The 16,836-nt window shown below is 50.5% G+C and carries 19 protein-coding genes; 9 read left to right on the forward strand and 10 right to left on the reverse strand.

Annotated features, from left to right (window positions below; translation table 11 throughout):
• Positions 1–86: 86 nt before the first annotated feature.
• The 7 genes from DEF47_RS00555 to DEF47_RS00585 all read right to left on the reverse strand — a co-directional run bounded on the left by DEF47_RS00555 (position 87) and on the right by DEF47_RS00585 (position 5,360).
• Positions 87–374, reverse strand: coding sequence for a hypothetical protein (locus DEF47_RS00555; RefSeq protein ID WP_287044907.1), 288 nt, complete (start codon positions 372–374; stop codon positions 87–89).
• Between the two features lie 27 nt (positions 375–401).
• Positions 402–1,130: a phosphotransferase gene (locus DEF47_RS00560; RefSeq protein WP_012192310.1), complete on the reverse strand. Its 729-nt coding sequence runs from the start codon at positions 1,128–1,130 to the stop codon at positions 402–404.
• Positions 1,131–1,183: 53 nt separating this feature from the next.
• Positions 1,184–1,516, reverse strand: coding sequence for a hypothetical protein (locus DEF47_RS00565; RefSeq protein WP_012192309.1), 333 nt, complete (start codon positions 1,514–1,516; stop codon positions 1,184–1,186).
• Positions 1,517–1,607: 91 nt separating this feature from the next.
• On the reverse strand, positions 1,608–2,378 hold the full coding sequence (locus DEF47_RS00570) for a hypothetical protein (RefSeq protein ID WP_012192308.1): 771 nt from the start codon (positions 2,376–2,378) through the stop codon (positions 1,608–1,610).
• Positions 2,379–2,404: 26 nt separating this feature from the next.
• Complete coding sequence (locus DEF47_RS00575; protein ID WP_041304959.1) at positions 2,405–3,499, reverse strand: HEAT repeat domain-containing protein; 1,095 nt, start codon at positions 3,497–3,499, stop codon at positions 2,405–2,407.
• A 262-nt stretch (positions 3,500–3,761) separates the two neighbouring features.
• Positions 3,762–4,412, reverse strand: a complete 651-nt coding sequence (locus tag DEF47_RS00580) for a metallophosphoesterase family protein (RefSeq protein WP_012192306.1) — start codon at positions 4,410–4,412, stop codon at positions 3,762–3,764.
• Entirely contained in the window at positions 4,413–5,360 is a 948-nt protein-coding gene (locus DEF47_RS00585; protein WP_012192305.1) for an alpha/beta hydrolase, read from the reverse strand. It abuts the gene before it with no gap.
• Positions 5,361–5,537: 177 nt separating this feature from the next.
• Between DEF47_RS00585 and DEF47_RS00590 the strand changes: the two genes are divergently transcribed.
• The 4 genes from DEF47_RS00590 to DEF47_RS00605 all read left to right on the forward strand — a co-directional run bounded on the left by DEF47_RS00590 (position 5,538) and on the right by DEF47_RS00605 (position 8,351).
• Positions 5,538–6,119, forward strand: coding sequence for a hypothetical protein (locus DEF47_RS00590; protein ID WP_012192304.1), 582 nt, complete (start codon positions 5,538–5,540; stop codon positions 6,117–6,119).
• Between the two features lie 15 nt (positions 6,120–6,134).
• Positions 6,135–6,707, forward strand: a complete 573-nt coding sequence (locus DEF47_RS00595; protein WP_012192303.1) for a hypothetical protein — start codon at positions 6,135–6,137, stop codon at positions 6,705–6,707.
• Between the two features lie 81 nt (positions 6,708–6,788).
• Positions 6,789–7,556, forward strand: a complete 768-nt coding sequence (locus DEF47_RS00600) for an HNH endonuclease (protein WP_012192302.1) — start codon at positions 6,789–6,791, stop codon at positions 7,554–7,556.
• A gap of 24 nt (positions 7,557–7,580) precedes the next feature.
• Complete coding sequence (locus DEF47_RS00605) at positions 7,581–8,351, forward strand: class I SAM-dependent methyltransferase (protein WP_012192301.1); 771 nt, start codon at positions 7,581–7,583, stop codon at positions 8,349–8,351.
• A gap of 73 nt (positions 8,352–8,424) precedes the next feature.
• On the opposite strand, the gene DEF47_RS00610 is transcribed toward DEF47_RS00605, so the two are convergent.
• The 3 genes from DEF47_RS00610 to DEF47_RS00620 all read right to left on the reverse strand — a co-directional run bounded on the left by DEF47_RS00610 (position 8,425) and on the right by DEF47_RS00620 (position 10,986).
• Positions 8,425–9,711, reverse strand: a complete 1,287-nt coding sequence (locus DEF47_RS00610) for an MFS transporter (RefSeq protein WP_012192300.1) — start codon at positions 9,709–9,711, stop codon at positions 8,425–8,427.
• A 215-nt stretch (positions 9,712–9,926) separates the two neighbouring features.
• Positions 9,927–10,193, reverse strand: coding sequence for a hypothetical protein (locus DEF47_RS00615; protein WP_041304957.1), 267 nt, complete (start codon positions 10,191–10,193; stop codon positions 9,927–9,929).
• A gap of 166 nt (positions 10,194–10,359) precedes the next feature.
• Positions 10,360–10,986 (reverse strand): response regulator transcription factor, encoded by a 627-nt coding sequence (locus DEF47_RS00620; RefSeq protein ID WP_012192299.1) that lies wholly within the window; start codon positions 10,984–10,986, stop codon positions 10,360–10,362.
• Between the two features lie 228 nt (positions 10,987–11,214).
• Here DEF47_RS00620 and DEF47_RS00625 point away from each other — a divergent pair, with 228 nt between their 5' ends.
• The 5 genes from DEF47_RS00625 to DEF47_RS00645 are packed head-to-tail and all read left to right on the forward strand — an operon-like array spanning position 11,215 to position 16,722.
• Entirely contained in the window at positions 11,215–12,276 is a 1,062-nt protein-coding gene (locus DEF47_RS00625) for a rod shape-determining protein (RefSeq protein ID WP_012192298.1), read from the forward strand.
• Between the two features lie 2 nt (positions 12,277–12,278).
• Positions 12,279–13,169, forward strand: coding sequence for a rod shape-determining protein MreC (gene mreC / locus DEF47_RS00630; protein WP_012192297.1), 891 nt, complete (start codon positions 12,279–12,281; stop codon positions 13,167–13,169).
• Positions 13,145–13,654, forward strand: coding sequence for a rod shape-determining protein MreD (gene mreD / locus DEF47_RS00635; protein WP_012192296.1), 510 nt, complete (start codon positions 13,145–13,147; stop codon positions 13,652–13,654). Before mreC ends, mreD begins: the two co-directional genes overlap by 25 nt.
• A 23-nt stretch (positions 13,655–13,677) precedes the next feature.
• Entirely contained in the window at positions 13,678–15,930 is a 2,253-nt protein-coding gene (locus tag DEF47_RS00640) for a penicillin-binding transpeptidase domain-containing protein (RefSeq protein WP_012192295.1), read from the forward strand.
• A gap of 12 nt (positions 15,931–15,942) precedes the next feature.
• Positions 15,943–16,722: a carbon-nitrogen family hydrolase gene (locus tag DEF47_RS00645; protein WP_012192294.1), complete on the forward strand. Its 780-nt coding sequence runs from the start codon at positions 15,943–15,945 to the stop codon at positions 16,720–16,722.
• The last annotated feature ends 114 nt before the right edge of the window (positions 16,723–16,836 follow it).

Raw genomic sequence — 16,836 nt, forward strand, 5'->3', positions numbered from 1 at the left:
GCGACCTCACGTCGCACAAAGGCTAAATTGTTCATTGTCTCTCCCTCGTGTCTGTGAGATGTGGTCACGATTTAATGGACAATCGTTCATGCAGCAAACGCTGTCTGCAACAGTGAGATCAATTGTGGGTGATGATGGCTCATCCATGCCTTGCTCGCCTGCATCCGGCGAATTGCCTGAACTAGGTTGGTTGGGTTTGGTCGCTCGGTTTTGCTCAAGGCCCAAATTACCGGAATCGCGGTTCGCAGGCCAATCAAGTGCGGCATGGCAGTAATTTCCTGTGGGGTGAGCGTGATCCATTCGGCATAGCCGCGGCAAAACTGCTCAGCCACCGCCCACGGGTTTGCCGGATTGCTATCGAGTTGCATGATCATGCACAAGGCCATTGCCACGTCGAGCGCTCATGCCGCTGGGCAGGCAAATTCAAAATCGAGAATCGCTGCCACCCGCCCATCGCTTATAAGCAGGTTGGACGGAGCAAAGTCGTTATGGCAGAGTTGCTGGGGCAAGTCAGGATATTCATTCGCCACAAACGCCATGAGTCTGGTTGCTTCGCTGCGCCACCATGTCCACAGGGCTTCATCGTCCGAAGAGCCGCCAACCTGAGCGGCTGAGAGTTGAAGCGGATCATAACGCGGTTGGGCATAGGTCAGCAATGATTGAAACAAGGCCATGGGACGGCGTTGCTGGGCGGGGCGGGCTTGGAGGATCGTCTGCAATTCACCAAGTGCCGTACCCATTGCATAGGCCCATTGCTGGATAGATGGGTGATACTGGCCATCCGCATGCATGCGAAAGTCGGGTGTTTCGCCCGCGATGTAGGGGGTGATACTATAGAAACGATCGCTATTATAGTCATAGTGCGAATAGTCGATACTTCTTCCCCTGAGCGGCAAAGGCACTGTAAACGAGGCTGGCCGCCATGAGAGCCACTGCACCAACATGTGTTCATAGCGCCGTGTTGCTTCATCCTGATCGGTGGTATAGACCTTGATGACAAAATCGCCATTCGCCGCCCGCAGCTGAATGGACTGATGATTGACACTGGGAAATTGGGTAACCACCTGAACTGGAGCGATGAGATCAAACTGTTGAATTGCATTAGCAATGATGGTATCGAGAATATCCATGAATATGTCTCCCTTCCCTCATGATCTATGATTCGCGGCGAAAATCAGCGTCGTTATCGATGGTTGGGGAGTGTTGTCGTCCGTAGTTGCGGCGAGCTACGGCACAGCGGCTCAAGTTCGGGCCAACGACCCACAAGCTGTTCAGCGATAGCATGGCGCTCGGCATCCGATTCTAGCAAGGCCATTGATTGCATGGACAAGGCAACTTTGACCTTTTCAAGCTCATCGCCAATCAGCCAGCCCCGCAGCGTCCGATGCAGATCCATGGTCGGATCATCAATCAGCCAGCCTACGTCGTCAAGGATTTCAGCAAAAAATTCAGGGGGCGTTTGCTTAGCTAAGTGGTCAAACAGCGCATCAATCGCGGCATCCATGGTCATACTCATCAGCTCTCCTTTTGGGCTACCTACCCTGGCTCTTGCTCCTAAACATTATTTTTTCTCATTAGTTAGGGAATTTAGCTAGCAAGGAGTGCTGCTAGCGTTTATTGCGCTCCCACATTTGTTGAAATTCATAACACATTGGCTCAAGTTCCGGCCAGCGACCAACAATCCGCGCAACTGTTGTTTGATAAGCCTCATCGGAAGTAAGTAAAAGCACTTCTTCGATCAAGAGCGCAACTTTGACTTTTTCGATCTCATCGGCGGTAAGCCATTCGCGCATAATCCGATACACACTCACGCGCGGCTCATCAACGAGCCAGCTTAACTGCTGAATGATTTCGGCAAAAAAGAATAGTGGAGTATGCGGCGATAGGCGGCTCAATAAATATTCTAAGGCCTCATTCAGCGTGTTATTCATGGGTTCTTTGGCTGGCTGATAGCGCTCATACACCCATTTTCGCCAACTTAGGTCTTCATAGCAGGAGGCTAGGTAGCTGCAAAAGTTCTGTTCAGTATCATCAATCTGATCGTAAACCGGATCGAGGGCGGCCACAATCGCTGGGCGGGCTTTCCAATAGCGTGTGTTGATGAGGTTGGTTGCGCCAGCGTTGATGCTCGGGTTGCCCATAAATGTTCCCGATTCGTGGCGAATGGACAAGGCGGGTATGAAGGGCACAACTTTTTTATCAACAATTAAATAGAGCTGGTCAAACGCGATCACGCCGATGATTGCTTGGCCGCCATCAACCTTACGCAAGACTGTGCCCATGCCAACAATCGAGCGCTGATCGTCTGGAGCCGTAAGGAGCGCAAGTGATGGGAGTTCGATGGTGGTTTCTCGGCTGGGGTAATGCTCAAGCTGCATCGTGCTTCTCTCCGATTATTGTCTATTCAAAAATCACGCCAAGCCTTAATTGTCCTTTGAACATCGCTATCTGTCTCGTCTACCATAGAATCAAGATAACAACCTAAATTAATCGGATCAACTTTGCCCAAGGATTGTATTGCGACACTTCGACAGAGATAGTATGGATCGCGTAACGCTGTGATAAAAAATGGAATATAGAATGGGTCACAACATTTCATAAATGATCGTAGTACTTCCAATCGAATCCCCGATTGATGATCCATGACAAGTTTATAGAAAATCGGATCGATTACTGCTGATGGTTTGCCATCTTTGAACACAGCTAATGTATCCACCGCAAAACTGCGAACCCGAGGATCAGGATCATTAAGTAAGCTGATAATTAAAGGCAGCGCCTCATAATCTTGGGTTATGCCGACATATTGACACGCAAATCCGCGGCGTTTTGGCGAAGGATCATTGAGCATCGGATAAATCCATGGGCCGCCAGAATCATGCAATTGACGCAACGCAGTCAAAATATCAATATCAAGCTCAGGAATATTGGAATCACGTCCCAATGCGTTGCGCAGGACTGGAATCGCAACTGGATCGCCAAGAATGCCAACCAATTCACAAGCCTCACTGGCTGCCCATGTCGTTCCATCATCAATCAGAGGCAAGAGATAAGGCAAACTCGCTGAGCCAGCCGCCCAAAAAGCATCTTTTGCCTTCTCCATCTCTGGATGCTGATAGATAGCAAGAATCGGTAGCCAGTCGGTGAGCGATTGCACGGGAGCCGCTTTACGCCGATTCGGTAAGGGGATACCACGTTTGCTACCATCCCAACGCTGATAAAATTTGCGACACATTGGCTCAAGTTCGGGCCAACGATTAACAATCCGAGTGATACTTGCTTGATATTCTGCATCCGATTCAAGTAAAAAAACTTCATCGATCGCGAGCGCAACTTTGACTTTTTCAATCTGATCAGCGTCAAGCCAGTTGCGCATGATTCGATGAATATCTGCGCCCTGATCATCCATAAGCCAAGTCAATTGCAGCAATAGACCAGAAAAAGATTCCGTTGGAGTGTCTTTGGCTAGTCGTCCCAGCAAATACTCAATCGCAACATCCATACGCATAATGATCCATTACCCTTCTTTCATTTAATCGATCCTACACTCGTTTCGAGCATAACATCAATTTCGAGCATGCCAATCGGCCATGTGCCCGATTCAAGTGATACTGGATTCTCAGGTTTTTAGTTTATTATCGTTCGACACCCTGCCGCTCAAGAGCAAGCTGTGGTAGGTAATGGTTGCTTGATAAAATTAAGAATGAGGATAATTATGCTAATCGTACTTCGTGTGCTTCGTGGTTTCGATTCGTAACTCTTATTTACCCCAACGCAACCTCAACCACAGGACAAATACGGGTTTGTTGGCTGCGCAAATCGTAGAGGGTCAGGCTATCGCTGGTGGTGTCGTAGATGGCGCAGGTGTGGCTATCGCGAATCGTTACGCCATAAACTGAGCCTGGATTGAGCACCGTCAAATGGCCGCAGCGCACATGCATCGGGCGATGGGTATGCCCAAGCACAATAATCTGATCGTTGGGATGTTCACGTACCAGCCGTTGCCATTTGCTGCTTCGGCTTTCTGGCAACATATCCACGACATCGCTCCAGGGTGCACCATGGGCCAGCACCAAACTGCGATGCTCCACTTGTAAACGAAGGCTGGTTGGCAGCGCAGCAACATACGCTAAAGTGGCTTGGGTGACGATTCGGCCCCGACTGGCGAGGCGTTCGCGCTGGCTACTTTGGCTCCAACGGCCATGCTCGCGCAGTAAGGTGAATTCGTGGTTGCCTTTGATACAAGGAATTGAGCGAGCGATCAGCCCTTGAACAATCGCATCGGCATCCGGCCCGCGATCAACCACATCGCCAGCACACAGGATTTGCTCAATCGCCTGAGACTCAAACCAAGCCAAGGCCTGTTGAAAGCCGACACCATCACCATGAATATCGGCTAACAACCCTAAACGCATTTAGGCAACCCCAATAAAATTAAAAGCCCGTTGTAAATATTCCAAGGTATTGCTGGGGTAGGCATGGCGCAAGCCTGGAATAATTTCCAGCTCGCAGGGAATGCCATTATCATTTAATAGTTTGACCATGCGTTTGATTTGGTCGTGAGGAATTGTGCGATCATGTTCGCCAACCAAAATATAGCCGCGCAAATTGCGGCCTTTGGCTTCGCGAATTTCCGGCAACCATTCCTCAGGGTCGTCGATGGTCGGGCCGCCTGGACCAAGCAGTACAAAGCCACGTGCCTCGATTGGCCCAATCAAGGCCAGGCGCAAGGCTGTTTCGCCGCCCATCGAAAAACCAGCCAAGACAATCCGATCAGGGTCAACTTGGTATTCGTTGCTAACATCGGCAAATTGCTGCACCAACTGGCGTAAGGCCGCCGATTGATTGTTCCACACATAGCCATCGGATGATTCAGCCTGAGCGGATTGCGGTGCAGCCAAAATCCAATCAATATCGATCAGATTGTTCCAGCCATACAAAGTGTGCATGCTGTTATCGCCGTTGCCGTGTAAGGCAAAAAACAGCGGATACGGCCCTAGCTCATCTGGACCCAAAATATACATCTTGGGATCTTTGACTGCTTCTAATTGGCGTTGAAAACAAACTGCCGCTAAGCGCTCAAATTCAGGATCGCCTTGCAAGCTAATCCACGAAGGCGTTTGACGAATCGTTTCGGCCCCATACCAAAAACCACGGGCCACAGCCTCACTAAGAATTTGAATCGCATGTTCGGGCAGGCCAATCCGTGCGGCCATACACGAGCGCAGATAGGCAATCATCGATGCATGTTCGGGAAATTTCGCTCCCTCTGCATCAAGTAGATCGAGCGTTTCGCGATATTTTTGAGCCGTGTATTGCTCAGATACCACTTCAAAGAGGTCGTCATATGTTTCGAAGCTCATCGCCGTGGAACTCCTTTTTGCCAAAATCACTACGAGGGGAGCGATGCCCGTATTGTAGCGTTAATCGCTCTGAACGAAAACATGGATTTTTGTCCTATGATTGGGGTATTACCTGGATGATTATGTTTGGCTAAAAGCGCGGTACAATACTCGTTACGATTGTGCTGGAGGTTGATGATGTTTTCGCAACGAACCAATAGCCCACCCCCGGCCCTGATTGGGGTGATTATTGGGCTAGTGTTAATTTTTTTGGTTTCAACTCGTTCTTGTAACCCTGATAGTGAGCAGACGCTCCGCAGCCGTTTTGCCGAAGCTAACGCTACTCAAGTGGCCAGCCAGAATCTTGGTACACCCCTGATTCCATTACCAGCCCCAGTGCAGGAATGGAGTTCAACCGCGATTGCACGACTGCAAGGCGGCGAGGCGGTAGTGCCAATTACGCCCGTTGTTACCAACGATAAGCTCAAAGTCGATATTCAATCGCTTCAACAAGTGGGCGAGGGCTTACAAATTAAAGGTGTCGTTACCAATATTAGCAGCAAAGAATTACGCGTACCATTGGCAGCCTTCCGCTTTACCGACCAATCGGGCACCGTCTATGCTGCTCAAGGCGATGCAGCGGCGAATTTGCCGCCCAACGCCAACACAACGCTTGATCTCACGTTGCCGATCAAGAATCCAACCGCATTAACCATGGTTGTCGAAATTCCTGCCGAGGAGATTCGGCTGGAAGTTAATTTACTTGCGCAACAACAATAAGTTTAAGGAGTTTTCATGACCCGTCAAAAGGGACGTGGTGCGCGTGAACAGAATCGGGCTGATCGGCGCAACGAATATGCAACCCTAGTTGCTCCACATTTCAAAGGTTTGGTTGTGCCCGAATCACCAGCCGATCGGATTATTTTGTTTGGCGATGAGCTGGTTGATTTGGCGGTGCATTTGGCGCGGCAAATTCCCGATGGTCAGTTGGTGCTAATCACCAGTGAATATGATCGTTGGCAAGCTGCCAGCGAAGCATTAGCCCAATTTGCTCAGGCGAGCGTGCTGCAAGAACTGGACGAATTGCGCGACCCTGATGGTTTCCCAACGGAGCCATGGTCGTTGGCCGTGATGTTGGTGCCGTTTCAGCTTGGATCCAAAACAGTGCTTGATTTGATGCGCAATTTGTTTGGTTGGCTCCGCGCTGGCTCGCCGATTTATCTTGGTGGTAGCCGGATGCACGAATGGCAAATTACTAGCGAACGATTTAGCGCCATGGCCGGCCCGCTAACCATGCTCTACAATGGCGATCCGGTGCGGATTGCCAAAGGTATGGCACGGGGTGGAAGCCTTGTTAGCGCCGAATAAGGCTTAACGGCAAACCGAATGATGCCAGCAACCAGCCGTAAATCATTGGATTTATGGCTGGTTTTTTAGGGAGCAAATACAATGATTCGCAACCTTTGGCAACGTGATGAATTGATTCTCGCCTTCAATCTCTATTATCAAATCCCCTTTGGTAAGATCAACGCTAAAAATCCCCAAGTGCTCGCCTTAGCTCAATTAATCGGGCGTTCGCCAGGAGCGGTATCGTTCAAATTATCAAATTTTGCCAGCCTTGACCCAAGCTTAAAACAACGTGGCATTGCGGGAGCCAGCCATGGCAGCAAAGCCGATTTAGCGATTTGGAATGAGTTTTATAATAATTGGGAAGCCTTAGCTATTGAAAGCGAGCAATTGCTGGCAAAGTTGTCGCCAGCAGAGGCCGCAGAGCCTGAAACAAACCTGATTGAACTGCCACTTGTTGAAGGTTTAGAGCGTGAACAACTGCGTCGAGTGCGCGTTAATCAACACTTTTTTCGTAAAATAGTCCTTGCTGCCTATGATCAGCGTTGCTGCATTACTGGCTTAAATATTCCTAGTTTGTTAAATGCCAGCCACATTGTTCCTTGGGCACATGCCGCCAAGCAACGAGTCAATCCACATAATGGGCTATGTTTGAATGCGTTGCATGATCGGGCTTTTGATCGTGGCCTGATCACGATTACTCCCAATTACCAGATTCACGTTGCCTCAGCCCTCATCAAATCCTCAGCTAATTCAGCTACAAACGATCTATTATTGGCCTACGATCAACGGCAAATTGAACTGCCTACACGATTTCAGCCTGATCCAGCCTTTTTGCACTACCACAATCAGCATATTTTCCAAGGCTAGGCTAGATTATAGGAGCACTTGATTATGACCATGCGCCAGCAATTAGCCCAACAATATGGCACCAGCAATAATCTACAAGCCCGCATCGCGATGCACGAGCGATTTAGCACCAATCCCCAAGATTGGGTCGATTGGCTGTGGGATGTCATGCAATTGCCGAGTGCAGGCCGAGTTTTGGAGCTTGGCGGTGGCACTGGGCGTTTATGGCACGCGCATCGCCAGCATTTGGGCCAATTGCAAATTAGCTATAGCGACCATTCGTTGGGCATGGTCCAAACTGCCAAAAATCAACTTGCCGATCTGGCTCAATTGAATTTTAGTCAGGTCGATGCCCATTATTTGCCATTTACTGAGGCCTCGTTTGACGTGGTTATCGCCAACCATATGCTCTATCATGTTGCTGATCAAGCACTGGTGTTGGCCGAAATTCGCCGAGTGCTCAAACCAAATGGTGTTTTTTTCGCCGCAACTAATGGCAACCAGCATATGCACGAAATCAAAGAACTGATTCAAGCAGTCTATCCAACTGCCGATGTTACACCATTCAGCCTGAGCTTTACGCTCGAAAGCGGCCAAGCTTTGCTCCAAAGTCAATTTGAGCAGGTCGAAATTATTCAATTTGAGAATAATTTGGCGGTAACTGAGGTCGAGCCAATTGTCGAGTATGTGCGCTCGACCCAATGCTTGAGCGAGGAACATTTGGCAGTTTGTCGCGAGTTGGTCAGCGAACAATTAGCGGCCAATCAAGGCCTATTTCCAATTCAAAAATCAGTCGGTTTATTTGTGTGTCGCTAAAAATAAAAGCGCCGTGATCGCCTAAAAACGATCACGGCGTTGTTGCACGCGCCATTGCGTACCCCCATCAAGCTTATTCGTTACGCGGAACCAAGGTCAACAAGGCTTTGGAACGTAAACCAAGCAAGGCCGAAATCACACAGGCCAAACCGCCAATTCCAGTAGCGATCGGCGTGCCCCAATGTTCAGCCACAAACCCAGCCTGTAAACTTCCAACCAAGCCCAAGCCCACCAAGGTCATCACATAAAAGCCCATCACGCGCCCGCGCAACCGATCAATCGCGGTGGTTTGCAAAATCGTGTTGGCGGTAGCCAAAAAGCTAACCATCGAAAAGCCTGTAAAGGTCATAATTGGTAAGGCCAACCAGAATGAGCGGTTGAAGGCTAGCAAACAGATGCCTAGGCCAAACCCAAGCGCCCCATTCAACAATAATTTACGCCGATCAGTTTGGGCATTAGTACGGGCAACCCGCAGCGCCGCCAGCAATGCGCCAATCCCATTTGCCACCATCATCGCGCCCAAGCGGGTTGAACCTTCAGGGATGAGCGGCGTAACCAGAATTTGGTCGGCAAAAATTGGCAGCAACGAGGTATAGCCAAAGCCCAAAATGCTTGGCACCAGCACCAGCACCAAAATAATTCGAATCAAGGGTGTTTGCAACGAATAGCGTGCGCCATCCATAAAATCGCTGACTGATGAGCTGTTGCTTTTGCGGGGTGCTGGCGCAATCAAGCCCGTCATCATCATCAAGCCAATGAGCACTGCGATAAAGCTCAAGCCATTCAGCAAAAAAGCCCAAGCTAGGCCAACAGCACTCACCAACATTGCCGCAACAGCTGGCCCAATCGCGCGTGCACCGTTGAAAATCGAGGCATTCAAGCCTATCGCATTCATCAAATCATCACGGTTGCCGATCATTTCTGAGGTAAAGGCTTGACGTGCAGGCATATCGACGGCATTAACTACCCCATTGACCAGCGCTAAGGCTAAAACATGCCAGTATTGCACACTATCACTAAAGGTCAAAATTGCCAAAATCAACGATGAAATCATTGCGCCCATTTGCGCCCAAAACACCACCCAGCGCTTGGCATAGCGATCAACCACTACGCCCATAAATGGCGAGAGCAAGAGCACAGGCAATGAGGTTAATGCGGCGACCGTGCCCATCGCAAGAGCCGAACCAGTCAGTTGATAGACGAGCCATTGCAATGCCAGCGATTGCATCCATGAGCCGATCAGCGAAATAAGTTGGCCAAACCAAAATAAACGAAAATTGCGATGGTTCAGCGCCCGAAACATATATGGCCATTGCCGTGGAATATGCAATGTTTGAGCTAAAGTTCTTTTTTCAAGCATCTGTTGGCTTCCTGTCTAAGCAGCAATGGGTTAATCATATCACGATATGCTAATTTTTGCATACAACTATTGAATGAATAACAGCCCATTATTCCTATTTAGGGGGCTAGGCATAAGCAAACCCATGGTTCGCTTACGTCAACCATGGGTTCAAGCTAAAAGTGGTTATTTTGCTAAAAAAGCTGGTTATTTGATTGATGTGGCCGAGGAAATATTTAGGATTCGCGGCGGGTTAACCAAAATACACCTAAGCCAACCACAAAACTCGCGATGGCCTTGCCCAAATCGCCCAGTGGCATATCACCGCGGATCACCGGTACACCGAGCGCCGCGCCCATCCATGGAAACCAAGCAGGGAGCACCAAAAGTCGCTTCAGTCGGGCTGAAATTCGCTCATGTGTCCGAATCCAATGGACAGTGGCCAACCAGCCAATCACTGCCACTACTAAAAGAACGATGATAAAACTGCTTGATGAAGCCATGGGCAACCCTTTATCTATCTTGACAATAATCGTGCTATCTATTGTAACAAAGGCTTGGGCAAAAAACCGCCGCTAATTGTCCTGTTTTGGTGAGAAGTTGGTTAATCCTTGGGGGTAGCCAGCCACGAATGAATACGACAATCTGAAACATTACCCTGCATCCCTATCATGTAAGGCTGATTAATTGTTGGCGCACGGCGATACTAACAGCCTCGGTGCGATTGGTCGCCCCAAGCTTGCCCAAGATATTTTGCACATGCACTTTAACCGTGCGCAAAGCAATATCCAACTCAAGCGCAATTTCGCCATTGGAGCGCCCACGCCCCAGCAGGTGCAGCACTTCCAACTCACGCGGGGTTAGCGATTCCGGTTGGGGATTGCTCACGCCAGCCACCAGTTTGGCGGCAATATCCGGCGCAAGGTGAGTGCTACCACGTGCAACGGCCTGAATCGCCGAAACCAATTCATCTGCCGATGCATCCTTTAATAGATAACCCTTGGCCCCAGCTCGCAAGGCCGCCCAAATAAACTCATCAGTCGCATAGGTGGTGAGCACCAGCACTTTGGCTTGGGGCCAGCGCTGACAGAGTTGGCCAATCGCGGTGGGGCCATCCATTACGGGCATTTGTAAATCCATCAAAACGACATCGGGTAGTTCTTGGGCATACAAATCCAGGGCTGCTTGGCCGTTAGCAGCCTCGCCCACAATCTCAATCGTCGCTTCATCCTCTAAAACAGCAATCAAGCCTTCGCGAACAATCCGTTGATCTTCAACAATTGCAACTCGAATCATGGCAACATCCTCGGTGATGGCGGTTTTAGCGCCTTGCTATCAGCTAGCTATCAGCTTAACACGGGTCTCGCTTGACGTGATTATGCTATAATGGCGCTTATACGAGGGCCAAAAGCCCTTCTTTTTTGGATAAAAAACCCGCTTGCGGGGCTGTGGCTCCGGCCTGCACCTTGACTTCTTGCCAATCATCCACGCGAGCGCTGCAGCAGAAAGATCGTCGCACTATATATGTTTAGATCATTTTTTCGCTCATTTAGCCGCGATATTGGCATGGACTTAGGCACTGCCAATACTTTAGTCTATTTACGCGGCAAAGGCATTGTTATTTCTGAGCCATCGGTGGTGGCTATTGATAAACGCACTGGAATTCCCCAAGCTTTTGGCGCTGCGGCCAAGGCCATGGTCGGTAAAACCCCTGCCAATATTGTAGCAGTCCGCCCGCTCCGCGATGGTGTGATTGCCGATTTTGATGTTGTCGAAAAGATGATGAAGTATTTTTTCGACCAAGCCCATAAACATGTTGGCGCTAGCATCGCTGGCCGCCCACGCGTAATCGTCGGTGTGCCATCGGGCGTGACCGACGTGGAAAAACGCGCCGCCCGCGATGCCGCAATGAATGCTGGCGCTCGCGAAGCCTATGTGATCGAAGAACCAATGGCGGCGGCTGTTGGTGCAGGCTTGCCTGTGACCGAACCAACTGGCTCAATGGTTGTCGATATTGGCGGCGGTACAACGGAAGTGGCCGTTATCTCGCTGGGCGGGATTGTGATTAACCACTCGTTGCGCACCGCTGGCGACGAAATTGACGAGGCTGTGATTGCCTTCGCGCGGCGTGAATATAATTTGCTGATTGGCGAGCGCATGGCCGAGAAAGCCAAAATCGCCGCTGGCTCAGCCTATCCGCTTGAAGAAGAAATCAAAGTTACCCTACGGGGCCGCGATTTGCTAACAGGCTTGCCCAAAGCGATTGAAATTAGCAGCATTGAGTTGCGCGAAGGGATTGCTGGCCCAGTTGCCAATATTGTTTCTGAGGTGCGCACTGCCTTGGAAGAAACCCCGCCAGAATTGGTCGCCGATATTATGGAGCATGGCATTACCTTGGCTGGTGGTGGCTCGATGCTGCGTGGCCTTGATCGGCGGATCGCTGCTGAAACCAAAATGCCAGTGCATATCGCCGAAGATCCGTTATCGTGTGTGGCACGCGGCACAGGCAAAATGATCGAGGAATTTGATAAATACCGTGACACGATTCGGCGTTCGCAAGAATCGCGTCGCATCAAACGTGGGTAGTCATGTTAAGTCGCTCAGGCAACGCCCAACGGGCAACCAAGCTGATCGTTTGGCTGGCATGTTTTGTGGTTGTGCTGTTATTGCTCGATCAACAGGGGATTCTTACGCCAGTTACCGACAGTACGGCTCGCGTTTTGACTCCAGTTACCCGCACGCTGACGAATATTCGTTTAGCGATTAGCGATACCTTCGGCGGTATTTTTGGCTCGTCGCAAGCCGCCCAAGATTTGGCAGCCTTGCAAGAACGGGTCACCGAACTTGAAAACGAAAATGTCCAATTGCGCAGCGCTGCCGCTGAAAACACAACCTTGCGCCGCACTGCTGGCATGCGCGAACGCTATGGCTGGCGCACGGTGATTGGCAATGTGGTCAGTCGCTCCGCCGATGCTGGCAATCGGGTGATAAGCATCGATCGTGGTACGGTTGATGGCTTGGCCGTGGGCATGCCTGTGGTTTCACACGTCAATGGCAGCCCCGATGCGCTAATTGGCTTGGTCGATACGGTCAGCCAACATAATGCCACAGTTTTGCTCATTACCGATGCGCGTTCGGTGGTGAGCGGCCAGGTGTTATCGCAGGTAACCAGCGAACAAGAAAGCGGTAGCATCAGCCAACCAATGGGCGATGTGCTTGGTCAATGGCAACTTGGCTCACGCTTGATTATGCGCCATATCGATCGTGACGCTAAATTCAGCGTTGGCGACGATGTGTTGACCGCTGGTATTAGCAAAGCATTGGCCTTCGATGCACCTGCTGCACGGATTCCGCCCGATGTGCCGATTGGCCGTGTCAGCGCAATTCGCCCCGACGGCCACGGCCAACAAGCCGATATTGAACCATATTTTGATCCTGATGTAGTGCGGACTGTATGGATTATCGTCGGCGAAGATTAAGCGAACGGCTGCGCGGACAGCTTTGGTTGGCCCTGATCGTTGGATTAACCGTGATTATTCAGACAACGCTCTTGCCAACGATCTTTAATGCCCACTTAAATTTGGTGTTGTTGGCGGTGGTTTGTTGGACCTTGCTAGCCGATGCCGCTAAGGGTGCTGCCATCGCTATGTATGGTGGCTTGCTGATTGATGTGGTGGGCTACTCGCCGTTTGGCAGCCATGCCTTGGCTTTATTGCTGGTTACGTGGGTTTGTAGCCTTGCTGCCGAGCGCTTCCCACCCGATACATGGCCAACGTCGCTCTTACTAACCATCGGCTTGACCCCGCTATATCACTTAGTTACCCAAGTGTTTCGCGGTGGCACCGACGATTGGCTGAGTTGGGCGATTGTGGTGCTTGTGCCAGCCATGATTATCAATGCGATTGCGGTTTTGCCAACCTTCCTCGTTTTGCAATGGTGGAACGAGCGCAAAATCCGCCACTAAACTTTATCATCAAGGAGAACCCTATGCGCGGTCGCTTGATCGGCTTACGGGTCGTGAGCTTAATTATTTTTGTGGTCTTGCTCGCGCGATTGCAGCAATTGCAATTTGGCAGTAGCGCCGCAACTTCACGCGCTTCAATTGAGCAAAATATTACCCGCCGCGATTATGTTGCTCCCCAACGTGGCGAGATTTTTGCCAGCGATGGCACAACCCTGCTAGCAGCCTCGGTTCCCACCTCGATCTTGGGAATTCAAGCCGAATCGCTGCCGCGCAAACGCGCTGAGCGCAATGCGGTGTATATGCGGCTGAGTATGTTATTGCCTTTCAGCGATACCTTCACGCTCTCGCCAACCACTAAATTACAAGAAGATCCAGCTTTGGCCGCAGCAATTTATGGCATCTCGCCAATTTTGCCTGCCGATACCAACTTCGCGCCAGCGCAATCGATCACGGTGACCGTGCCCATGGGCAAGGCCTTGACCGCGCTGCAATTAAGCCAAGCCTATACCGATGTGATCACCCTGCAACCTGGGGTTGAAAAGGTACTAGCCAAAGCCAACCTGCCTGGCTATTTGGTTGTGCCAGTCGCCAAAAATATTCCTGATGATGTCGCCTTGGCGATTCGCGAAAATGCGCTGGCCTTGCCCGGCGTGCGGGTGGTCGATGGCTTCCAGCGCGATTACCCACTGAGTGCCGAAGTCCAATCGCTCTCGCATTTATTGGGCTATATGATTCGGATTAACGACAAGCAACTGGCTCGTTATAACCCCACCAATGATGCTGACGGCCCGCGCCAATATCTCGAAAGTGATTTGATTGGGGTCGATGGAATCGAAAATTATTACGAATCAACCTTGCGCGGCAAGTTGGGCACCAATCAAATTTCGGTTGATGTCTCGGATCGGATTGTCGGCGAGCCAACGGTGTTGCAGCCAATGGAAGATGGCAAAAATCTGATTTTGAATATTGATATGGATTTGCAGCGAGCCAGCGAAGCAATTTTACAAAAATGGCTCGATGTTGCCGATCAACGCCGCGTGCGCTTAGCCAACACGCCAGGCAAAGATCAAGCTAAATATGCCTCATACGACCCGATTAACAAAGGCGTGATTATGGTGATGGATGTCAACACAGGGGCGGTTTTAGCCTCGGTCAGCTTGCCAGCCTACGATAACAACGCCTTTAATCGCGGTGAGGTCGAGGAAATTACCGATTTATTTACCGATGAAGAAAACACGCCGTTGCTGCATCGGGCAATTGCTGGTAAATATCCACCTGGCTCGACCTTCAAGCAATTTACGGCTGCCGCTGCCTTAGATAGCGATATCATCAATCCTGGCACGCAGATTCAAGACCCTGGCTTTTTGATTGTGCGCAACGAATATAACGAAGCTTTGACCAACCAATATCCTAACTCCAACCGCCGCGCCAATGGCCTGATCAACGTTTCCGATGCTTTGAAAGTTTCATCGAACGTCTTTTTCAACACGGTTGCTGGCGGTACCGATTATGTTACCAATCTCAAACCAACCGATCCACAAATCAAAGGTGGCTTGGGGATTGATCGCTTGTATGAGACGGTTTCGGGCGAGTTTGGCTTCGATAAACTGACCGGGATCGATTTGCCAGGCGAAGATTCAGGGATTATTCCGAATAAAGAGTGGAAGAAACAGCGCCGCGAACGTTGGGGCGTTGGCGATACCTATATCGCCGCAATTGGTCAGGGCGATGTGCAAGTTACGCCATTGCAATTGCTACGGGCTACCGTCGCTACCGCCAATCGTGGTTCAGTCTATCAACCACAAGTTGTCAAAGCGATCACCGATTTGAACCGCACCGACACGATTACGCTGACCCCAGTGATTGAACACACGATTGAACTTGCACCTGAGCATTGGGCGATTATTCGTGAAGGCATGCGGCGCTCTGTCCGTGATCCCGATGCCTACAATCGGATCGCCAATGGCAATAACAAACCTGCAGGCGCAATTTTGACCGATCTTGATCGGCTGGATTTGGCGGGCAAAACTGGAACCGCCGAGTATGCCGAAGGGCCATATTTGCGTTCGCACTCGTGGTTTGTTGGCTTTGCGCCGTTCGATAATCCCAAAGTAGCAATTTTAGCGATGCTCGAAGGCACTGGCGATTTGGGCGACGGATCGGGGACACTGGCCTTGCCAGCGGTAGTTGATGTGCTACGAGCCTATAATGGCGAGGCCTTCCCCGATATTAATGGTAATTTGCCTGCGCCTGCTGCTGGCAGCACTGGCCAATAGAGGAAAAAACCAATGCAGTTAACCGTGGCACTTGCTCAAATCGATTTAGTGTTGGGCGATCGCGAAGCCAATTTAGCGACGGTGCGTCAACTTGCTGCGCGTGCCGAGATGGCAGGCGCAGCGCTGTTGGTGTTGCCAGAGTTATGGGGCACTGGCTATCTGCTGGAACAAGCCCACGAATTGAGCGATCCGCTCGGCAAGGGCTTGTTTGAAGAAGTCGCGGTTTTGGCGGCCCGCCATCATTTGGCGATTGTTGGCTCATTGCTGGAACGTGATGGCGAGCAGGTTTATAACACGGCCACGCTATATGATGCACAGGGCAAACGTCTCCATAGTTATCGCAAAACCCACCTGATTGGCTTGATGCAAGAAGATCGCTATCTGGCTGCTGGTCAGCAAGCCGAAGTTTTTGAAACTGCTTGGGGCACAAGTGCATGCGCCATTTGCTACGATTTACGCTTTCCTGAATTGTTTCGGCGTTACGCCTTGGCTGGCGCAGGAGTGATAATTATTCCAGCTGAATGGCCAACAGCGCGAATTGAGCATTGGCGTACCTTGCTTCGCGCACGGGCGATCGAAAACCAAGCTGTGGTCATCGCCTGTAATCGGGTTGGCAGCGACCGTGCTAATCAATTTGGTGGTCACTCCGTCGTGATTGACCCTTGGGGCAAGGTTTTGGTTGAGGGCGATGATCAAGCTGGCCTATTGACTGCAACTGTTGATCTTGCCAGCATTGCCAAAGCCCGCGACTTCCTGCCAGTCTTTCGTGATCGACGGGTTGAGTTGTACTAGAACTAGATATCAGGATGCAGAGGCAAGGAATCAGATTTTTTTAATCACCAAGTAAGGCTACAGACTATCGGCTATCGGAGATTGGATTAAAATACCAAAAATTGTTCCGATAGC

This window comes from Herpetosiphon sp., assembly GCF_003512625.1.
Lineage (GTDB): Bacteria > Chloroflexota > Chloroflexia > Chloroflexales > Herpetosiphonaceae > Herpetosiphon > Herpetosiphon aurantiacus.